This is a genomic window from Alphaproteobacteria bacterium (assembly GCA_039980135.1).
In the GTDB taxonomy this organism is placed as follows: domain Bacteria; phylum Pseudomonadota; class Alphaproteobacteria; order UBA6615; family UBA6615; genus UBA8079.
On sequence record JBDXCV010000003.1, the window covers coordinates 272,342 to 291,629 of the forward strand.

Consider the following 19,288-nt stretch of genomic DNA (forward strand, 5'->3'; position numbering starts at 1 on the left):
CGTGAGGCGCCTCGGGTCCTATTCCCCGGCCGGCTGGTCGGGCGCCGGCGCAAAAACGGCTTCCGCTGCCGCCAGATCCGACGGCGCCTCCGGCGCCGCCTCGGCCTCGGCCGCTTCGTCCGCTTCGGGGTCCGGCTCGGGTTCCGGCGGGATCACGTCCTCACCATAGATCGCGACACGCGCGGCCATGATGATGGCGTTCGCCTCTTCGCTGTTTACCGGGCTCGGACGTACCAGTCGGCTGATCTCATGGTCGGCCATGTTGAACAGATCGTCGAGCTTCACCTCGGTCTCTGTGTCCATGAAAATGAACCGGTACTCGTCCGGCATCAAACCCGCCAGATCCTCGACCGTCCGCACACCATGGGTGCCCAGGCGGACCGACTTTTCGAGCGTGACGCCGGCGACATTGAGCACGGCGTCCTCGACCCCGAGCTTCTTGCGCTCGATATCGAGATTTGCATCGCGCTCCTCGAGCCAGTTCCGCGCGCGGGCCTGCAGCTCCTCGCCGATCTCCTCGTCGAACCCTTCGATTGTCGTCAGGTCCTCCATGGGCACGAAGGCCACTTCCTCGATGGTCGCGAAACCTTCGGTGACCAGCAGATGCGCAATCACATCCTCCACGTCGAACGCCTCGATAAACAGGGTGCTGCGCGTGTTGAACTCGTCCTGACGACGCTGGGATTCCTCTTCCTCGGTCAGAATGTCGATGTCCCAGCCCGACAGCATGGAGGCCAGGCGTACATTCTGGCCGCGGCGGCCGATCGCAAGCGACAGCTGCTCGTCGGGGACGACCACTTCGATCTTGTTGGCGTCCTCGTCCAGCACGACCTTGGTGACTTCGGCCGGGGCCAGCGCATTGACCACAAAGGTCGCCGGGTCATCGGACCAGGGAATGATGTCGATCTTCTCGCCCTGCAGCTCGCCGACCACGGCCTGAACCCGGCTGCCCCGCATGCCGACGCAGGCGCCGACGGGGTCGATCGAGGCATCCCGCGAGATGACGGCGATTTTCGCCCGGCTCCCCGGATCGCGCGCGGCGGCGCGGATTTCGATGATGCCGTCGTAAATCTCGGGAACCTCCTGCGCGAACAGCGCCTTCATCAGTTCCGGGCGCGTGCGCGTCACGAAAATCTGCGGGCCACGAGGTTCGCGGCGCACATCGTAGATAAAGGCCCTGATCCGGTCGCCGGGGCGGTGATTCTCGCGTGGCAGCGCTTCGTCGCGGCGCATCACACCTTCGGCGCGGCCGAGATCGACGGTCACATTGCCATACTCGACACGCTTGACCAGGCCGTTGACGACCTCGCCCACGCGGTCCTTGTATTCCTCGAACTGGCGCTCGCGCTCCGCGTCACGGACCCGCTGGACGATGACCTGCTTGGCCGTCTGCGCCGCGATCCGGCCGAAATCAATCGGCGGCAGTTCGTCGACCAGGAAATCACCCACCTTCGCATCGGCTTTCTCGGCCTGCGCCTGTGCGACCGTCAGCTGGGTGTTTTCGTCCTCGACCTCTTCCACAACCTCGCGGTGCCGCGCCAAGGAAATATGCCCGCCATCGCGATCGATGATCGCGCGGATATCGTGCTCGGGACCATATTTATTGCGGCCGGCCTTCTGAATGGCCTGCTCCATCGCGGTGATGACTTCCTCGCGCTCAATGCCCTTTTCCCGTGCGACGGCGTCGGCAACGGCGAGCATCTCAATGCGGCTGGGACCTCCAGACTCCATATTCTCTATCCTTCGTTTGTCCGGCCCTTTTGGGCCGCGGCAATTAGTTCATCGTTCAATACGAGCTTCGCCTTGGCGATCTCCGCGAACGGCAGGATGAATTCGTCATCCTCGCCATCCAAATCCGCCAGGCGCACCCGGTCATCTTCCAGACCCAGCAACCGCCCGCGAAACCGCCGGCGGCCGTCAACGGCCTGTTTCAATTCGACCTTCGCCTCGTAACCGGCAAAGCTCTCGAAATCCTTGGGCCGCGTCAGCGGCCTGTCGATACCCGGCGAACTCACCTCGAGCTCATAGGCGTCCCGTATCGGGTCGGCCACATCGAGCAACGCGGATGACGTGCGGCTTGCCAGGGTACAGTCTTCGATTGTCACGTCCTTGCCGTCCGCCCGGTCGATCATGATCTGCAGTGTCGGTCGGCCGCCGCCGCCATAATTGACGCGCACCAACTCGAAGCCGAGATCGGCCAGCGAGGGTTCAATGACGGAAATGATCTTGTCCGTCTGGATATTTTCGCTGATCAGGTTCAATCCTTGACCAAGCTCCTGCGCGGCGCCCACCGAAAATCAGGTAACAAAAAAGGCGGCGCCGGGTTGTCCGGGCCACCCTTAACTGTCTGTCACCAGACGTTGGGCCTTGTTGAGCGGGAATATAGGGAAAACAGCGGAAAAGGCAACCCGCGCGTTAGCCGGTGCGCGGAATGCGTATATAGCGCAAGAATGTCGGCCCGGGTCCGCCGCTGCGGTTCTTGTCCTCGTAACGCGTATCCGGCCAGTCGTCGGGTCGGTGGCGCCAATCCACCGCACGCCGTGCCGCCCAGGAAAAATCCGGATGGGCCTGCAAATGCCGCAGGATCCAGACCAGATAATCCTGATCGTCCGTCGCCACCCGCAGTTCGGCCCCGTCGCGCATCAGCCGCGCCAGCGTATCGAGCAGCTGCGTATTGATCAGGCGGCGCCGGTTGTGGCGCAGCTTGGGCCAGGGGTCGGGAAACAGAATGAACACCCGCGCCAGGCACGCATCGGCAAAGCGCGGCAGCAGGGGGCGCACATCGTCGGGATGGATGCGGATGTTGCCGGGCCGCTCGTCGATGATCTCGGACAACAGCCGCGCCACCCCGTTCAGATAGGGCTCCGCACCGAGAATGCCGACATCCGGGTTGCGCGCCGCCTGCCATGCCAGATGCTCGCCCGCGCCGAACCCGATTTCGAGCCAGACCTCGCGCATACCCGCGCGGAACAAGCCGGCCGGATCGATGGCGTCGCCAGCGGCGGGCACATCCACCCTGATTTCGGGCAGATAGCCTTCGAGAAGACGTTCCTGACCGGGCCGCAACTTGCGCCCGCGGCGCCGGCCGTGAAACCGCGGGTCTTCGCCCGCCATGTTCGTGTTGTCGTTCCCGGTCAAGGCGCGCGGGTCAATGCGCCCCGATCAGAGGGCGTTGTGAAGCGCGTCGACGAGGTCGGTCTTTTCCCACGAAAACCCACCATCGGCATCCGGCTGGCGGCCGAAATGCCCGTAGGCCGCGGTGCGCGCGTAGATCGGCTTGTTCAGGCCCAGATGCTCGCGAATGCCGCGCGGGGTGAGGTCCATCGCCTTCTGGACGCCCTCGGCCAACGCGGACTCATCGACCTTCCCTGTGCCGTAGGTATCGACATAGACCGACAGGGGGTGCGACACGCCGATCGCATAGGCAACCTGGATCGTGCAGCGGTCCGCCAGCTTGGCCTCAACCACATTCTTGGCCACATAGCGCGCGGCATAGGCGGCCGAGCGATCGACTTTCGTCGGGTCCTTGCCCGAAAACGCGCCGCCGCCATGGGGCGCTGCACCGCCATACGTATCGACGATGATCTTCCGGCCGGTCAGGCCGGCATCGCCATCAGGTCCGCCAATGACAAACCGGCCCGTCGGGTTCACATAGAACTGCTCTTCCGGGCACATCCAGCCCTCGGGCAGGATATTGACCACATGGGGGCGCACAATCTCGCGCACATCATCTTGGCTCAGCCCCTCGGCATGCTGGGTCGAGACGACCACCGACGTCGCACCGACCGGCTTTCCGTCTTCGTAGCGCAGCGTCACCTGGCTCTTGGAATCGGGCCCAAGGCCGGGCTCCGCACCCGAATGCCGCGCCTCGGCAAGCGACCGCAGAATGGCGTGTGAATAGTGGATCGGCGCCGGCATGAGCACATCGGTCTCGCGGCACGCATAGCCGAACATGAGGCCCTGGTCACCCGCGCCCTCGTCCTTGTTGCCGGCGGCGTCGACGCCCTGCGCGATATCGACCGACTGGGCGTGCACATGGCAGTCGACCGCGGCATTCTTCCAGTGGAAGCCGTCCTGCTCATAGCCGATGTCCCGGACTGCGGCGCGGGCAATTTCTTCCATCCGCGCGCCATCGATATCCGCCGGCCCGCGAACTTCGCCGGCCATGACGATGCGGTTTGTCGTGGTCAGGGTCTCGACCGCCACGCGGCTCTGCGGGTCGCCGGTCAGGAAGGCGTCGACAATGGCGTCGGAAATGCGATCGCATACCTTGTCGGGATGTCCCTCGGAAACGGATTCGCTGGTAAAGAGATAACTGCTTTTGGACACGGGGTCGGTCTCCCTGCAATCGGATTGTTATGCTGCAGCGGGCAGCCCGCAGCCTTATGAGTTGAATATACATCTTGAACGCCCGGCGCCGGTCCGGCCAGGCGCCCCGGTTGTGCAGGAAGGCCCCCCGGCCCGTCAAGGGGATTTGCGGTCGCGCGAAAGGACCAGTGCGAAGCCCAAAAACAACACCGCCAAAATCATGGGAATCATCGCGCCCCACCGCGCAAAGAGTGTCGCCGGCAATGCTGCCGGGAGCCCGCTATCGAGGACGCCTTGCGCACCGATACCGAGCCGGGCAATCACCCGGCCATAGGGGTCGACGACAGCCGATATGCCGGTGTTCGCCGCGCGCACCAGCGGCAGTCCTTCCTCGATCGCCCGCGTCGAGGCGATCGCAAAATGTTGCTGCGGGCCGGCGAATGTCCCGAACCACGCGTCGTTGGTCAGGTTCAGAAGTACGCCCGGCCTTTCGCCACGCGGGGTCACACGGCCGGAGAAAATGGCCTCATAACAGATCAGCGGGCTCACCGCCGGCAACCCCGGTATTTCGAGCAGCCGCCGTCCCGGCCCGGCAACAAAATCACCCTGGCCCGGCACGATCCTGTCGATCGGCAGCACCCCGCGCAGCGGCACATACTCGCCGAAAGGCACGAGATGGGACTTGTCGTAGACCCGGCGCACATCCGCCTTGTCATCGATCACCAGCAGCGCGTTGCGCAGTTGTTGCGTGTCGTTGTGAAAGACGCGGCGCACCGAACCCGTAATCAGGGCACCACCGGGCGGCGCGGCGGCCGCGCTTTGGACCCGCGCCAGCACATCGTTCGCCAACAAGAACGGCACGGCGGTTTCCGGCCAGATCACATGGGTTGGTTCGACGCCGGCGGGGCTGCGGCTCAACGCGAGGTGACGCGCCATATGGGAGGCGCGTAAATCCTGATCCCATTTGTCCCGCTGGGCGATGTTCGCCTGAACAATCCGCAGGCGCACGTCCGGTACCAGCGCCTCATCGACATCACCGGCGCCGGCGAGCCGGGCCTGCCCACCGGCCCAAAGCGCCAGCGGCAACCCGATCGTCACCGCCACGGCCAAGGCCCGGCGGCGAGGCGGCGGCAGGGTGTCATCCGCGAGTATCACGGGCATCCCCGCAGCAAGAATCGTCAGCGCGCTCAGCCCCAGGACCCCCACCAACGCCGTGATTTGCATCATCGACGGCGCCCCGGCCCAGACATAGCCCATCAAGTTCCACGGAAATCCCGTGAAGACGATGCTGCGGGCGAATTCGGCCAGCGTCCAGAGCGCGGCCAGCGCAAAAACCTGCGCCAGCGGCGCGGCCCGCAGCGGCAAGGCCATCAGCGCCGCGCAAGCCAGCGCGGGGAACACCGCCAGCGCCGCCGCAAGTCCCGGCAGCGCAAAGGGGATCAGCCAGGCCGTGCGGACCGGGTCCACCAGCAACGGCTCCGCGATCCAGTGCACGCCCACGATGAAATGCCCGAAGCCGAACCAGAACCCGACCCACAGGCCGCGCCGGCGCCGCCAGGGTGCGTCCGCCACACCCTCGAGAATCCAGAGCAAGCCGACAAACGCCGGGACCAGGATCGGCACGATGTGAAAGGGCGGCAACGCCAGCGCCGAGACCGCGCCAAGAAACAGACAAACCGCGACGCGGCGCCAGCCGCCTGTCGCGCGCAGACGTTCAGCGACAGTCGGCAACATGGGCGCGCGGCACACTCATGACGACGTGGGTTCGACCGGATCGTCCGGTCGCTGGTCGCGGACCCGCAACCGCTTGATCCGGCGCGCGTCGGCGTCGACGACCACGAACTCGATGCCCGTCGAATGGGTCACGACCTCGCTGCGCCGCGGCACCCGGTCCACCAGCGAGAACACGACGCCCCCCAGCGTGTCGATTTCCTCGCGCTCGTCGTCGGTCACGAAGGTGCCGATCATGGCCTCCAGCTCCCCGATCTCGGCGCGCGCATCAGCGAGGATCGAGCCGTCCGGATCTCGCGTGATCAGCGGGCCGTCCTCGTCATGCTCATCCTCGATCTCGCCGACAATTTCCTCGACCAAATCCTCGATCGTCACGAGTCCGTCGACCCCACCGAACTCGTCCACGACAATCGCCATATGGGTGCGCTGCGCCCGCATCTCCAACAGCAAATCGAGCACCCGAATTGACGGTGCGGCGAACAGGATTTCACGAGTCAGCTCGCGCACGGCCAGTTGCGGGCTTTTGCGCAGGGTCGAGAGGACATCCTTGATGTGGACGAACCCGACCACCTTGTCGAGATGCGATTGGTAGAGCGGGATTCTCGAATGGGCCTCCTGCGATATCAGGTCCGCGAGGGCCTCGAGTTCACACTCCTGGTCCGCGGCAACAATATCGGCGCGCGGGATCATCACATCCTCGGCCGTCAGATCGTGCAGCTTCAGGATGTTGGCGATCAGCGCGCCCTCATCGGGATTGATCGGCGTCACCGCCGCGCCGGTATCCTCGATCAACTCGCCGATCGTCTCGCGCACGGAGTTTTCGCCGTTCCGGCTGCCGAACAGCGCCCGCAGCCAGTTGGCGAACTGCCCCAAGCCGGATGTCTCGGCGCCCGGTGCCGGTTTGTCGTTTCGTGAAAGCTCGGTCATGGGGTCAATCCATCCCGTCACGCGGCTTCGCTGCCGTGATACGGATCGGGCACCCCGATCCGGGCCAGCACGGCGCGCTCAAGCGCTTCCATGGTCTCGGCCTCGTCGTCGCTCGCATGATCAAAGCCGAGCAGGTGCAAGGTACCGTGAACGACGAGATGGCTGAGATGGTGGGCCAGGGTTTTACCCTGATCCTTCGCCTCGGCCGCGCAGGTTTCGTAGGCGACGACGACGTCGCCCGGCATTGCCGCGCCTTTCTCCCCGCCGCGTGCCGGCGTGGAATCCCCTAGAGGCTCATCCAGTGCGAACGACAACACGTTGGTCGCCGCGTCGCGGTCGCGCCAATCCCGGTTGAGGGTTCTGATTTCCGCGTCATCGGTCAACCGCACACCCAGTTCAACCCCCGCGGCGAACGGCATGTCGGCGCCCGCCAGGGCCGCGCGCGCCGCAGCGTCGACCGTCGCGTCAGGGTCAAAACCGGCCTCGCGCCACGCCGGGCTCACAACATCCACAATCACGACAATCTCGCCGCCACTGCTGTCGGTCATCGGTTCCGATCCGTGCCGCCGGCGTCCTCGCCATTTCCAGCACCCTTCAGTTTATCGCGGGCGTTATAGGCGGTCACAATCCGGGTCACCATCGTGTGGCGCACCACGTCGGATTCGCCGAAGCGCACGGTGCGCACACCGTCCACCCCGTCGAGCACATCCAGCGCATCGGCCAGTCCCGACCGGGTCCCGCTCGGCAAATCGATCTGGCTCATATCCCCGGTCACCGCCATGCGCGACCCCTCGCCAAGACGGGTCAGGAACATCTTCATCTGCATGGCCGAGGTGTTCTGCGCTTCGTCCAGAATAATGAAGGCGCGCGACAACGTGCGTCCCCGCATGAAGGCCAGCGGTGCCACTTCGATTTCACCGCCGCTCAGGCGCTTGGCGACCTGGTCGCCGGGCAGCATGTCGTACAGCGCGTCGTAGAGCGGGCGCAGATAGGGATCGATCTTCTCCTGCAAATCACCCGGCAGAAACCCGAGCCGCTCCCCGGCCTCGACGGCCGGACGCGAAAGAATCAGCCGGTCGACCTTGCCCTGGATCAGCTCCGAAACGGCCATCGCCACGGCCAGATAGGTCTTGCCGGTGCCCGCGGGGCCGAGGCCGAATGTCAGATCCGCCTGGCTCAGCGCCTCGAGGTAGCGCGCCTGCATCGGCGAGCGCGGGGTGATTGTGCGCTTGCGCGTCCGGATCGCGATGCGGCTGTCGTCCCGATTTCCGGCCGACGCCATGCGAACGGCGGCCTGCACATCGCCCGGCGCGACCTCCTGCCCGCCCTTGAGGCGCCCATAGAGGTCCCCGATCACCTGGTCGGCGATTCCGCGCGATGTTTCCGGGCCCTGGATTTCCAGCTGGTTGCCGCGATAGCGCAGGGTCACATCGAGCAACTTCTCGATCTGCAGCAGGTGCTCGTCGTGATGCCCGAACAAAGCCGGGAGAAGCGTGTTGTCGTCGAACTGGATTTGCACCGGTCGTCCGGCGGCCGTGTCAGTCGATGTCAAGCGCTCAACCTCTCCTCGGATTCGTCGCGCGTTCGCGCGGAACTCGGGCCAACAATATGTCCCTCAAGACTGTGCGGCTTGCACGAGTCGATGGCAACCTTCGCAATGTTCCCAACTCGAAATTCATCGGTGGTGACATGCACCGCCTGATTATAGGGCGACCGCCCGACCAGCTGGCCCGGGTGACGGCCCGGGCGTTCGAACAACACGTCCAGCGTGCGCCCGACCGTGGCGGCATTGAAGGCCTGCTGTTGTTCCTCGAGCAGGGCCTGGAGGCGCGCGAGGCGCTCATCCTTGACGTCTTCCGGGACCTGGCGCGGCATCCCCGCCGCCGGTGTGCCCGGACGCGAACTGTATTTGAAGGAATAGGCCATGGTGAAGCCGACGGTGCGCACGAGATCGAGCGTGGCCTCGAAATCCGCATCGCTCTCGCCGGGAAACCCGACGATGAAATCACAGCTCAGGGCCAGATCCGGCCGGGCCGCACGCAAACGCGCGACGATATCCAGATATTGCGCCACATCGTGACCACGATTCATCGCCTCGAGTATCCGGTCGCTGCCGGATTGTACGGGCAGATGCAGGAACGGCATCAGCGCATCGATATTGCCATGCGCGGCGATCAACGCATCATCGACGTCACGCGGATGGCTGGTCGTATACCGGATGCGCGCCAGACCATCGAGCGCCGCAAGCCGCTCCACCAACGCGCCCAGTCCGGTCTCGCCGCCGGCCTCGTCCCTGCCGTGATAGGCATTGACGTTCTGCCCCAGCAGGGTGAGTTCACGAACCCCTCCGCCGACGAGCTGCCGTGCCTCGTCGACGATCTGGGCGACCGGGCGGGAGAATTCCGCACCGCGGGTATAGGGCACCACGCAGAAGGTACAGAACTTGTCGCAGCCTTCCTGGATCGACAGGAAAGCGGATACCCCATTCGCCTGCTGGCGGTCGGGCAGGTGATCGAATTTGCTCTCCGCCGGGAACTCGGTGTCGAGCACGCCGCGTCGACCGGCCATATCCGCGCCGGTTTCCATTCCCGCACGGTGGGCGCGGGCCACCATTTCCGGCAGCCTGTGGTAGGTCTGCGGGCCCAGCACAATGTCGACATAGGGCGCACGCCGCAGCATTTCCTCGCCCTCAGCCTGCGCAACGCAGCCGGCGACCGCAATGACCATGGGCGCGCCTTCTTCGGCCCGGCGGTCCTTGGCTTTGCGCAGACGCCCGAGTTCCGAATAGACCTTCTCACTGGCCTTCTCGCGGATGTGACAGGTGTTGAGAATCACCATATCCGCGTCTTCGGGATCGTCCCCCGGGGCATAGCCAAGCGGCGCCAGGATTTCCGCCATGCGTGCGGAATCGTAGACGTTCATCTGGCAACCATAGGTTTTGATGAAGAGTTTCTTGGCCAAGGGCCCTTACGCCGTTTGCGGTGCGGACGCGGCTCCGGAAGGCCCCGATGCCTCCCTCACTGCCGCCAACGCGTTGTTGTTTATCAATAATCTCACGGCCTAAGCCTTCGCTGACTTCGAGTCAACCCGCGCCGAATCTCGCTTCGCGCGGGGGCTGGCAAAGCCCTTGTTGGCGCGCCGCAGTCCCTTGAGGTCGTTCAGGCGCGGGCGCAGGCGCCACCGGATCCAGTCCCACTTTCCCGACGTTCCCACTTTCGGCTGTATCCGGCCCGACAGGGCATCCGAATGGCTGCGCACGATCTGGTCGTAACAATGCTGCGCCAGCGCCTTGCGCGAACCGAATTGATCGATCGTGACGGGCTGGTGGAAGGAGACCGTCACGGTCAGCCGCCCAAGGCCCACGAGTTCGGCGGCATGCCCCAGCAGATCCATATCGCCGTACCAGGCATAGAAGGGGCGCAAGTGCCGGCCGATGGGCACACCGTCGACCCGCGAATAGGTCAACGACACCGGCTGCACCGTAAGCGGCTCACCCTTCGCGCGATACTCGGCCACGGACAGAAGCGCGCTCTTGAAGGGCAGAATGTGATTGCCGTCGTCGCTGGTGCCCTCGGGAAACAGGATCATGCTGTCCCCCGCCTCGAGCCGTCGACCGAGTGCGGTTGCCTGCAAGTGCGATGTGCGGACCCGGCGATCGACGAAGACCGAGCGCTGCAACTTCGCCAGCATCCCGAACAACGGCCATTCGGCAACCTCGGCCTTGGCCACGAATGAGCCCGGGATCAGCGCGCCGTAGATCGGGATGTCAAGATAGGAGGTGTGGTTGGCGACAAACAGGGTCGGCCGGGTGCGCGATCGACGCCCGAAAACCTCGAGCCGTATCCCCAGAAGCCGGCAGCAAATCCGGTGGTACCAGAGCGGGATTCGCCGCGACAGGGGCAGGCGCAACAGCAGCGCAACCGCCTGAACCGGAATGAGCGCGACGGTGAAAATAACATAGAGGCCCGCCCGTGCGACGGCCGTTTCCCTGGCGTTGTAGATGGTCGGCCCGCTCACGCGACGCCCTCTGCACCGTTCCCGGGACCGGTCACGTCCGGTTTCTGGTCGCGCCCATAATGGCGATAGTAACGGCCTGTCACGAGATCGGTTTTGACGACGATGCAAACATCGGTGGTGTTGAACTGGTGATCCACGACAGCGCCGTCGCCGACAAACCCGCCCAGCCTGAGATAGCCCTTCACCAACGGCGGCAACGCGGTCAGCGCCGCCTTCTTGTTGATCTCGTTGGCCGGCAGGAAGTCCATGTTCACATACAGGTCCGGCAGGGCCACGGGCCGCATGTCCTCGGGTGCCAGGTGAAAATGGTGCAGGTAGCTGAGCGGCAGCGCGAGGCTTTCGGGCTCAACGCCATGCAGGCTGGCGCAGCCGAACATCACGGAAATATCGTGATGGAAAACAAACTGGGCAATCGCCGCCCAGAGCAGCTGCATGGTGGGGCGGCCGCGATATTCGGCATCGACGCACGATCGACCGAGCTCCAGCGCTTCACCGGAATAATTCATCAGCGGGGCGATGTCGTATTCGCCTGCGGAATAGAACCGCCCGAGCTTGCGCGCGTTCTCGCCACGCAGCAATCGGTAGGTCGCAATGATCGATTCCGCGCCCTGTCCGCGTGTGGTGTCGCACACAAGCAAATGCTCACACACACCGTCAAAGGGGTCGATGTCGCGCCGAACACGCGCCATCTCCGCGTCCGGCTTCGCCTTCATTTCATCATAGAACACGCGGTACCGCAGCGCCTGCGCAGCGACGATGTCGTCCTCATCACGGGCCAGGCGCACCACGAGTGAACCGGATCCGAGCGCCGCCAGCGCCGCACCGAGACTCTCTGCGCCGCCGGGAGTCGGTTCGCCGCCGTCACCGTCAGGGAAGTCGTTCATTCGGATTTCGCCCGCATGGGTTCACGACGGTCGGTCAATCGGTGCTGTCTTTGTCTTCGTCTGCGGATTGAATCGGTGTCGCGAACAATTCAAGCCGATGATCGATAAGCTCATAGCCGTGATCGCGCGCGATCTTCGTTTTCAGCGCCTCGATCTCTTCATTGAAAAACTCGATCACCTTGCCTGTCTTCACATCGATCAGATGATCGTGATGATCGTCTTGCGCCTCTTCGTAACGCGCCCGGCCGTCGCCGAAGTCATGCTTCTCGAGAATGTTCGCTTCTTCGAACAGGCGCACCGTCCGGTAGACCGTGGCAATCGAGATGCGCGAATCGAGATGGGTGGCCCGGCGATAGACCTGGTCCACATCGGGATGGTCATCGGCCTCCGACAAAACGCGCGCAATCGTGCGGCGCTGGTCGGTCAGCTTCAGCCCACGATCCGTGCACAGCTGTTCGATCCTCGACGACTTGTTCGCGCTCACGCCCACCCCCGACCGGTCGACCAGCTCTCTGGTTCAGATACTCTCACCTGCGCAATATAGGCCAATTATCGACTCACGGCGAACATAGCCCTGCACCGTCCGGGCTATTTCTTGCCGCGTTTTCCCAGGCCGATCTTTTTCGCCAGCTGGCTGCGCTTCTTTGCGTAGTTCGGCGCGACCATGGGATAGTCCGCGGCCAGGCCCCAGCGCTCGCGATATTGATCCGGGGTCATGTCATAGGACGTCTTGAGATGCCGCTTCAGCATCTTGAGTTTCTTCCCGTCCTCGAGACACACGATATGATCCGCCGTCACCGACTTCTTGATCGGCACCGCGGGGGACGGTCGCTGCTGGGTGCTCGCCGGGCCGCCGGTGTCGGCAAGGCTGGCATGCACCTGAGCGATCAACTGGGGCAGATCATTCGCCGGCAACTTGTTGTTTGACACATGCGCCGCGACAATATCGGCCGTCAACTTCAACAATTCTGCGGAACTAACCTGTTCACTCATTTGGTTTGCCTCATAAATGCCAGCAACTGCGACTATACAGTCGAGTATTTAGTCTTTGCTCGGCGTTTGTCCAAGTTTTTTCGGTCCACAGCATTGATCAAATGCTTACGCCGTGTCCGCACCACGCGCATATACCAGCGCATCGACCCTTCTGCTCCCGCCAGAATAATAGTCGGGGCGAAGGCCGGCCGGCCGGAATCCGGCCGATTCATATAGTGCGATCGCCGGCGCGTTGTTCACCGCCACTTCGAGTACGATCCGCGTCTGCGGGCCGACATGTCGGATACAGACATCGAGCAATCCGCGCGCCAGGCCGGACCGGCGCGCCTCCGGCGCCACGCACAGGGTGAGAATCTCGGCTTCCTCCCCCGACAGCCGGCACACGAGAAGTGCGGATGCGTCGTCCCCATCCTGATGCGCGAAGCGCGCAAAAGTCGTCGACAGCCCAAGGATTGTCCGAAACGCGCTCTCTGGCCAGGGCGTCTCAGGCAGGGGGGCGAAGCAAAGCCCGTGCAGCCGCGCGAGATGCGCTGCGATGGCCACCGGCGGCGCCTCGATCTTCCAGCCCGCTGCCCCTGCCTGCTTCATGGCCAGGAACTAACTGCGAAGCCGCTGCCGGTCGGACGCCGGCGGGCTGGTGTCCGGCGCGCGCAGATACATGGGACGCGGTGGCAGTATGTCCATGGTCCCGGGTCCGGCAAACGCGATCGCCGACAGCGCCGCGACAATCGCCGCATCCGCAGCCTGGGTCCGCGCTGCCAACCCGGCGAAAAGGGGATCGGCCACCTGTGCAACAAAGCGTTCAACGGCGTCCCCCGCAAGCGTCACGGCGCCCGGCGTCGCGGCGCCATGGGCCACGAGTTGCCGCTTGGCCTCCGCCGCGTCGACCACCCACGGTTCGGTCAGCGGGGCATCATCGGCACCGAACATCTGGAGATAGAAGTCTGCGCGCTTGGTCTCCAGGAGAACGGCCACCGGGCCCGTCACACCGTCACGCCGTGCGTGGTGACGGTGCACGTCGAGACTGCCCACGCCCATGACCGGTATTCCCAGCGCGAGGCCGAGCCCGCGCGCGGCAGCGATGGCGATGCGCAATCCGGTGTAGCCGCCCGGCCCAATGGAGACGGCGATGAGGTCCAGGCCCTGAAAACCCGTGTCGGCCACAACGTCGCGTGCCATCGGCATCAGCGCCTCGGCATGGCCGCGCGCCATCGCCTCCCAACGGTGCCGCCCGACCGCGCCGTCGGTCCAGAGTGCCGCGGAACAGGCGTTCCCCGCGGCGTCCAGGGCCAGGATGGTCGAAGTGGAAGTCGGGTACATTGTCCTGCTTTACGGCGAATCCGTACAACGATCTACCATCGCGCGGCGGTCGCGGCAAAGGCGGCCTGCCGGAGGACATGCCCATGACTGACACCCCGACCTTGCCCGCGGCATATGTTGAGATCGACCCGCAGACCTATGATGTCGATATTCAACTGGCCTATGCGACGGTCGACAATTTCACCGGGCGCCCCGTCTACGCAAATGCCCATTGCTTCCTGCATGCGGACGCGGCGGCGCATCTGGCGCGCGCGACCGAACTCGCCGGCCGCCTCGGTTATCGGATGCTGATATTCGATGCCCTGCGGCCGAGCGAGGCCCAGTGGGTCTTGTGGAACCACACGCCCGACCCCGACTTCCTGGCCGATCCGCGGCGCGGGTCCCCGCACAGCCGGGGGGTCGCGGTGGACCTGACACTGATCGACAACAGCGGCGTGCCTCTCGACATGGGCACCCCGTTTGATGCGTTCACGCCCCTCTCCCATCACGGCGCCGAGGTGGCGCCCGAGGCCCAGCGCAACCGGCATCTGCTGCTCGGCATCATGTCGACCGCCGGTTGGGATTTTTATTCCAAGGAATGGTGGCACTTCCAGTTGTTCGACCCGCGGCGCTATCCGCTGGCGAAGGATCGCGACCTCGACAAGCCGATGATGGGGTCACAATGATACCGCGACGGCGGAAGACACGGTTTTTCACGGACCTTGCGGCGCAATTCCGCGGGACGGTAACGTTTCGGAAAGACGACATCCGGTCTCATGGTGCAGTGATTGTGGGGACACGCGTGACCAGACGGGCGATCGATTTGTACAAGCAACGCGCGAAAGCTGCGATTTCCTCGATCGTGGTCGCCGCAGCCCTTTGGCTGAGCCTGTCCGTGCCGGCGAGCGCGGCCGATTCGGCCGTCATCCTGATGTATCACCGGTTTGGCGAGAACGCCTTTCCGTCGACCAACATTCGCATCGCCCAGCTCGAGGCGCATATCGCGGAACTGACGTCCGGTCCCTACACCGTCATGTCCGTACCCGACATCGTGGCCGCGATCCGCGAAGGCCGGGAACTTCCCGACCGAACCGTCGGGATTACCATCGACGACGGGTATCGCTCGATCTACACCGAGGCGTGGCCCCGGTTCCGGCGCGCCGGTTTTCCGTTCACCGTCTTCCTCTCGACCGATCCCATCGATCGCGGGTTCCCCGACTTCATGACCTGGGATCAGGTGCGCGAGCTGCAGGCAGCGGGCGTGACGATCAGCGGGCACACCTCGACACATCTGCATATGGCCGCCAACTCGGTCGAACGCAACGAGACAGATATCGCCCATTCGAATACGCGATTCGTCGATGAACTCGGCGCCGTGCCCAAGCTGTTCGCCTATCCGTTCGGAGAAGCCAGTAGCCGGGTCGAACAAATCGTGCGCGCGGCGGGTTACACCGATGCCTTCGGCCAGCACTCCGGCCCGCTCGACGCCTCGTCCGGGCGCTATTACATGCCCCGCTTCGCATTGAACGAAGCTTTCGGCGACATGGACCGTTTTCGTCTCGTGGCGAATGCCTTGCCGATACCCCATAGCGACATGACGCCGGCCAACCCCACACTCACCCAGAATCCACCCATCTTCGGATTCACGCGCACTGCGGACGCACCGCAGATCAACGGCCTCGCCTGTTACGCCGCAGACCAGGGACAGGTCAGTGTCGAGGAAATCGGGCCGCGGGTCGAAGTCCGGATGAACGGTCTGTTTCCGACCGGCCGCGCCCGGATCAACTGCACCGGACTGGGCCGCGACGGGCGCTGGCATTGGCTTGGAATGCTGTACTACGTGCCCCGGTCCTAGGCCCCCGGGACGGCAGGATTCCTGGCGGCAGGCACCTCACAACCGGTACCTATCGCGATTCGATCCCCTCGAGATCGAACGGCTCGGTCGATAATTGTGCGACCTCGAAATCATCCAGCCGGTTTGTCCGGATCAACCCGAGCAGGGCATCGACATAGGCTTCGCGGCGCTCGGAATAGCTGACAAGTGTCTGCGCAAGTTCATGGGCATCGAGCTGCGTGTCACGTGCGCGCATCTGCGCGCGGACGACCCGATAGTCTTCGTAGGCATAGTGACGGTTGAGATTGAGCACATAGCTCCGCACGCTATCGAGCAGGCTCTCGAACGCACGAACCTCAAAACGTTCGCCATCCGCGCGTTCCTCGGGCACGAAGCCGGCGCCCTCGCTCCAGGCCCGCTGACCGTAGAGCGCATTGCCGTCCCGCGCGAAGCGCGACCGACCCCAGCCGCTTTCCTCGATCGCCTGGGCCAGTGCCAGCGTTGGCGAAACCGTATCCACCCGGCGCAACAGCGCGGCGAAGTCACCCGGCGCGGCGTCATACTTCTCCGCGAGCCGGTCGAGCCAGTTCTGGTCTTCGTCCGACAGCTCATGGCCCGACAGGATTTGCTCTTCCAGGTCGATAAGGCGCCGGCGCTCCTGCCGGACTTCTTCATTGGCTTTCAGAATCAGCGGGAGGACCGTGCGAATAAAGGTCTTCTTGCGCGCCTCCACGACCATCTGTTGGTCAAAATCCGCCGGCAGGGATTCAACCAGCAGGCGCGGCACACGTGAATCGCCACGCCGAACCTGCCGCAACGCAAACCCGGTCTCATCGAGCACGTTGTGCAGGGTCGCGGCGGATGCGACCTCAACCATATCGTCGTCGATGTCGGCGAATTGCGGACGCGTGAATGCGAAATCGACCTGCGGCAGGGCGACCCAGTCCAGGGACGCGCGCGCGGGTTGGTCGACCGAAAATCCGGCCACGGCACCATACAGCAAGGCGGCGGCGACAGCCGAGACCGTGAACGCGGTGCGCTTATGTTTACGGAAGTTTCGAATAATGCCCCTCATCTCACACGTCCCCCCACGGTGCCGCGGGCCAGAGGCGTGTTAACTTTTATGTGTATTAAATCTGTTCGGCAAGCCGCGTTTTCACGCCGGCCCGCACAACCAGTTCTCAATTTTCCCGTGATCGCCGCTAGGCGACGGCCTGTACCTCGTCCACTTCCGGCACGTAATGCCGCAGGAGGTTTTCGATACCCATTTTCAATGTCGCCGTTGAACTCGGGCACCCGGCGCATGCGCCCTGCATGGTCAGGAAAACCACGCCATCCTCGAAGCCGTGAAACACGATATCGCCGCCATCCATGGCCACCGCGGGTCGCACACGCGTGTCGAGCAATTCGACGATCTGTGCGACCACTTCCTTATTCTCGCCGTCGTCGACCGCATGCGCCGGGCCCGCAGCCTCGCGCATCACCGGGTCACCGGACGTGTAATGCTCCATGATCGCGCCCAGCACGGCCGGTTTCAGGACCTGCCAATCGGCTTCCGGCGCCTTCGTCACGGTGACGAAATCGCTGCCGAGAAAGACCGCTGTCACCTCGGAAACCGCGAACAGCCGCACGGCCAGCGGCGACGTTTCCGCGCTTTCCCGGTTGGGGAAGTCGGCGGTGCCCGACGCGAGCACGTCGCTACCCGGAAGGAATTTCAGGGTGGCGGGATTGGGCGTTTCTTCGGTCTGGATAAACATCCGGCACCTTGCCTCGTAGCCTGTTGAAACCACATTCATCGCGCGGCCCGGAGCCTGTGTTAACGAATCCAATCGGGTTTGTTAACGAATTACACGGTCCGGGCCTTGTTGGAGAGGGAATTTGGGCCGTTTTTCGGAATAATCAAGCCCTGATTTTCGACCCGAATGGTTAACGCGAGCGCCGGTTAAGGCTAGTATCCCAGCCCTGAAAGTGGCGAACACAGCAAGAACATCCTATGTTTGCTGCACTGCGGCGAACGCCTCGTCGAACCGGAACGTTGGAAGTCCCCCTGTGGATAGCGAAACACTTGTGTCTGAAAATCGCATAGCCGAGAGCCCGACATCGCGGTTGCCGGGTCCGAATTACGACTGTCCCGTGTTCGAATGGATCGAGAATTTCGGGCGCTACGCGGATTCGCTGCCCATCCTGATCGGCGAGGTCGGGCGGCGTTTCCAGGATTGCGGCCTGCCGCTGGCCCGCCTCAGCATCGTAATCCGTACCCTGCACCCCCAGATCGCAGCGGCCGGATTCGCGTGGAACGGCGAGACGGGCGAGATGGCCGAGTTCAGCGCGGACCATCAATCCCAATCGAGCGAATCCTATCAGCGCAGCCCCGTGCGCGTCGTCTTCGAGGGCTCCCCGGGCCTGCGCCGCCGGCTCCTTGATCCCGACTGCCCACGTGATTTCCCGATCCTCGAAGATCTCGAAAGGGTCGGGGTCACCGACTATGTGATCCTGCCGATCCCTTTCTCCACCGGTCAGACCTACGCCTGCTCATGGGCGACCAAGGCGCCGGACGGTTTCTCGGATGCGGCGATCGCGCGCATCTCCCAACTCATGCCCGCCTTCTCACTGGTGATGGAAATTCTTGCTGTCCGCATGATCTCGCGCAACCTGATGGACACCTATCTGGGCCACAGCGCGGGCGAGCGCGTACTCCAGGGCGAGATATATCGTGGCGTGAACGAAACCATTGAATCCGTCGTCTGGATCTCCGATCTGCGAAACTTCACCCGGATGTCCGACGAATTCGCACCGCCGGTGATGCTCGGAATTCTCAACGATCATTTCGAACGCGTGGTCGGCGCCATCGACGATCACGGCGGCGAGGTGCTGAAATTCATGGGCGATTCGGTGCTCGCCATCTTTCCCGTCAGCGCCGATCAGGGGCCCGGGCCGGCGGTCGACGCCGCCCTCGCCGCCGCCCGCGAAGCCACCGATCGAATCGCTGCGGGGAACGCCGCGCGACGTGAAAAGGGGCTGCCCGAGATCGGCTTCGGCATCGCGCTCCATCACGGCAACGTCGTCTACGGAAATATCGGCGCGCCCGACCGGCTCGACTTCACGGTCGTCGGACCGGCGGTCAACCAGACCGCCCGGATCGAGGCCATGTGTCGCAAACTCGGACGGCCGGTCCTCGCCTCCCAGCGGATCGCCGACGCATCCGGTGAGAATCTCGTCTCGCTGGGCTTCCATGCGTTGCGCGGCGTGCGCGAGCCCCAGGAAATATTCACCCTGCCCGAACACGCCTGACGCG

The 19,288-nt window shown here is 64.1% G+C and carries 20 protein-coding genes; 3 read left to right on the forward strand and 17 right to left on the reverse strand.

Translation table 11 applies throughout. The features are described from left to right. Nucleotides 1–18: 18 nt before the first annotated feature. From nusA to tsaB, 15 genes are all read right to left on the reverse strand, one after another. Complete coding sequence (gene nusA, locus ABJ363_03205) at nucleotides 19–1,731, reverse strand: transcription termination factor NusA (protein ID MEP4377983.1); 1,713 nt, start codon at nucleotides 1,729–1,731, stop codon at nucleotides 19–21. A 5-nt stretch (nucleotides 1,732–1,736) separates the two neighbouring features. Next, a complete protein-coding gene (gene rimP / locus ABJ363_03210; GenBank protein MEP4377984.1) occupies nucleotides 1,737–2,261 on the reverse strand; it encodes a ribosome maturation factor RimP in 525 nt (174 codons plus the stop codon). Between the two features lie 154 nt (nucleotides 2,262–2,415). Continuing rightward, complete coding sequence (locus ABJ363_03215) at nucleotides 2,416–3,138, reverse strand: tRNA (guanine(46)-N(7))-methyltransferase TrmB (protein ID MEP4377985.1); 723 nt, start codon at nucleotides 3,136–3,138, stop codon at nucleotides 2,416–2,418. A 24-nt stretch (nucleotides 3,139–3,162) separates the two neighbouring features. Further along, nucleotides 3,163–4,329 carry a methionine adenosyltransferase gene (metK, locus tag ABJ363_03220; protein ID MEP4377986.1) on the reverse strand — a complete coding sequence of 389 codons (1,167 nt, stop codon included), beginning with the start codon at nucleotides 4,327–4,329 and terminating at the stop codon, nucleotides 3,163–3,165. Between the two features lie 135 nt (nucleotides 4,330–4,464). Further along, entirely contained in the window at nucleotides 4,465–6,042 is a 1,578-nt protein-coding gene (gene lnt / locus ABJ363_03225) for an apolipoprotein N-acyltransferase (GenBank protein ID MEP4377987.1), read from the reverse strand. 15 nt (nucleotides 6,043–6,057) lie between these two features. Next, nucleotides 6,058–6,966: a hemolysin family protein gene (locus ABJ363_03230; GenBank protein ID MEP4377988.1), complete on the reverse strand. Its 909-nt coding sequence runs from the start codon at nucleotides 6,964–6,966 to the stop codon at nucleotides 6,058–6,060. A 17-nt stretch (nucleotides 6,967–6,983) separates the two neighbouring features. Next, nucleotides 6,984–7,514 (reverse strand): rRNA maturation RNase YbeY, encoded by a 531-nt coding sequence (ybeY, locus tag ABJ363_03235; GenBank protein ID MEP4377989.1) that lies wholly within the window; start codon nucleotides 7,512–7,514, stop codon nucleotides 6,984–6,986. Then, nucleotides 7,511–8,518, reverse strand: coding sequence for a PhoH family protein (locus tag ABJ363_03240; GenBank protein MEP4377990.1), 1,008 nt, complete (start codon nucleotides 8,516–8,518; stop codon nucleotides 7,511–7,513). Before ABJ363_03240 ends, ybeY begins: the two co-directional genes overlap by 4 nt. Then, the gene (miaB, locus tag ABJ363_03245; protein MEP4377991.1) at nucleotides 8,515–9,927 is read right to left on the reverse strand and encodes a tRNA (N6-isopentenyl adenosine(37)-C2)-methylthiotransferase MiaB; all 1,413 of its coding nucleotides are present in this window, start codon (nucleotides 9,925–9,927) and stop codon (nucleotides 8,515–8,517) included. The genes ABJ363_03240 and miaB overlap by 4 nt, the downstream gene beginning before the upstream one ends. 99 nt (nucleotides 9,928–10,026) lie before the next feature. Then, entirely contained in the window at nucleotides 10,027–10,983 is a 957-nt protein-coding gene (locus ABJ363_03250; protein ID MEP4377992.1) for a lysophospholipid acyltransferase family protein, read from the reverse strand. Further along, nucleotides 10,980–11,867, reverse strand: a complete 888-nt coding sequence (locus ABJ363_03255) for a GNAT family N-acyltransferase (protein MEP4377993.1) — start codon at nucleotides 11,865–11,867, stop codon at nucleotides 10,980–10,982. Before ABJ363_03255 ends, ABJ363_03250 begins: the two co-directional genes overlap by 4 nt. Nucleotides 11,868–11,901: 34 nt before the next feature. Beyond that, nucleotides 11,902–12,351, reverse strand: a complete 450-nt coding sequence (locus ABJ363_03260) for a Fur family transcriptional regulator (protein ID MEP4377994.1) — start codon at nucleotides 12,349–12,351, stop codon at nucleotides 11,902–11,904. Between the two features lie 104 nt (nucleotides 12,352–12,455). Continuing rightward, complete coding sequence (locus tag ABJ363_03265; protein MEP4377995.1) at nucleotides 12,456–12,860, reverse strand: MucR family transcriptional regulator; 405 nt, start codon at nucleotides 12,858–12,860, stop codon at nucleotides 12,456–12,458. A gap of 105 nt (nucleotides 12,861–12,965) precedes the next feature. Further along, nucleotides 12,966–13,448: a GNAT family N-acetyltransferase gene (locus ABJ363_03270; GenBank protein ID MEP4377996.1), complete on the reverse strand. Its 483-nt coding sequence runs from the start codon at nucleotides 13,446–13,448 to the stop codon at nucleotides 12,966–12,968. Between the two features lie 9 nt (nucleotides 13,449–13,457). Further along, nucleotides 13,458–14,180 carry a tRNA (adenosine(37)-N6)-threonylcarbamoyltransferase complex dimerization subunit type 1 TsaB gene (gene tsaB / locus ABJ363_03275; protein MEP4377997.1) on the reverse strand — a complete coding sequence of 241 codons (723 nt, stop codon included), beginning with the start codon at nucleotides 14,178–14,180 and terminating at the stop codon, nucleotides 13,458–13,460. Nucleotides 14,181–14,263: 83 nt separating this feature from the next. On the opposite strand from tsaB, the gene ddpX reads away from it, so the two are divergent. Beyond that, entirely contained in the window at nucleotides 14,264–14,845 is a 582-nt protein-coding gene (ddpX, locus tag ABJ363_03280; GenBank protein ID MEP4377998.1) for a D-alanyl-D-alanine dipeptidase, read from the forward strand. Nucleotides 14,846–14,961: 116 nt separating this feature from the next. Next, the gene (locus tag ABJ363_03285) at nucleotides 14,962–16,014 is read left to right on the forward strand and encodes a polysaccharide deacetylase family protein (GenBank protein MEP4377999.1); all 1,053 of its coding nucleotides are present in this window, start codon (nucleotides 14,962–14,964) and stop codon (nucleotides 16,012–16,014) included. A gap of 49 nt (nucleotides 16,015–16,063) precedes the next feature. Here ABJ363_03285 and ABJ363_03290 read toward each other — a convergent pair whose 3' ends face one another. Next, nucleotides 16,064–17,068 (reverse strand): glucosaminidase domain-containing protein, encoded by a 1,005-nt coding sequence (locus ABJ363_03290; protein ID MEP4378000.1) that lies wholly within the window; start codon nucleotides 17,066–17,068, stop codon nucleotides 16,064–16,066. A gap of 127 nt (nucleotides 17,069–17,195) precedes the next feature. Next, nucleotides 17,196–17,750, reverse strand: a complete 555-nt coding sequence (locus ABJ363_03295) for a NifU family protein (GenBank protein MEP4378001.1) — start codon at nucleotides 17,748–17,750, stop codon at nucleotides 17,196–17,198. A 310-nt stretch (nucleotides 17,751–18,060) separates the two neighbouring features. On the opposite strand from ABJ363_03295, the gene ABJ363_03300 reads away from it, so the two are divergent. Continuing rightward, nucleotides 18,061–19,284 carry an adenylate/guanylate cyclase domain-containing protein gene (locus ABJ363_03300; protein MEP4378002.1) on the forward strand — a complete coding sequence of 408 codons (1,224 nt, stop codon included), beginning with the start codon at nucleotides 18,061–18,063 and terminating at the stop codon, nucleotides 19,282–19,284. Nucleotides 19,285–19,288: the final 4 nt, after the last annotated feature.

What these genes read in the sequence shown, in the direction of transcription:
- ABJ363_03270 (MEP4377996.1), bottom strand. Translation starts at nt 13,448, where the DNA reads ATGAAGCAGGCAGGGGCAGCGGGCTGGAAGATCGAGGCGCCGCCGGTG.
- ybeY (MEP4377989.1), bottom strand. Translation starts at nt 7,514, where the DNA reads ATGACCGACAGCAGTGGCGGCGAGATTGTCGTGATTGTGGATGTTGTG.
- ABJ363_03295 (MEP4378001.1), bottom strand. Translation starts at nt 17,750, where the DNA reads ATGTTTATCCAGACCGAAGAAACGCCCAATCCCGCCACCCTGAAATTC.
- lnt (MEP4377987.1), bottom strand. Translation starts at nt 6,042, where the DNA reads ATGTTGCCGACTGTCGCTGAACGTCTGCGCGCGACAGGCGGCTGGCGC.
- tsaB (MEP4377997.1), bottom strand. Translation starts at nt 14,180, where the DNA reads ATGTACCCGACTTCCACTTCGACCATCCTGGCCCTGGACGCCGCGGGG.
- ABJ363_03230 (MEP4377988.1), bottom strand. Translation starts at nt 6,966, where the DNA reads ATGACCGAGCTTTCACGAAACGACAAACCGGCACCGGGCGCCGAGACA.
- ABJ363_03290 (MEP4378000.1), bottom strand. Translation starts at nt 17,068, where the DNA reads ATGAGGGGCATTATTCGAAACTTCCGTAAACATAAGCGCACCGCGTTC.
- ddpX (MEP4377998.1), top strand. Translation starts at nt 14,264, where the DNA reads ATGACTGACACCCCGACCTTGCCCGCGGCATATGTTGAGATCGACCCG.
- ABJ363_03255 (MEP4377993.1), bottom strand. Translation starts at nt 11,867, where the DNA reads ATGAACGACTTCCCTGACGGTGACGGCGGCGAACCGACTCCCGGCGGC.
- nusA (MEP4377983.1), bottom strand. Translation starts at nt 1,731, where the DNA reads ATGGAGTCTGGAGGTCCCAGCCGCATTGAGATGCTCGCCGTTGCCGAC.
- ABJ363_03265 (MEP4377995.1), bottom strand. Translation starts at nt 12,860, where the DNA reads ATGAGTGAACAGGTTAGTTCCGCAGAATTGTTGAAGTTGACGGCCGAT.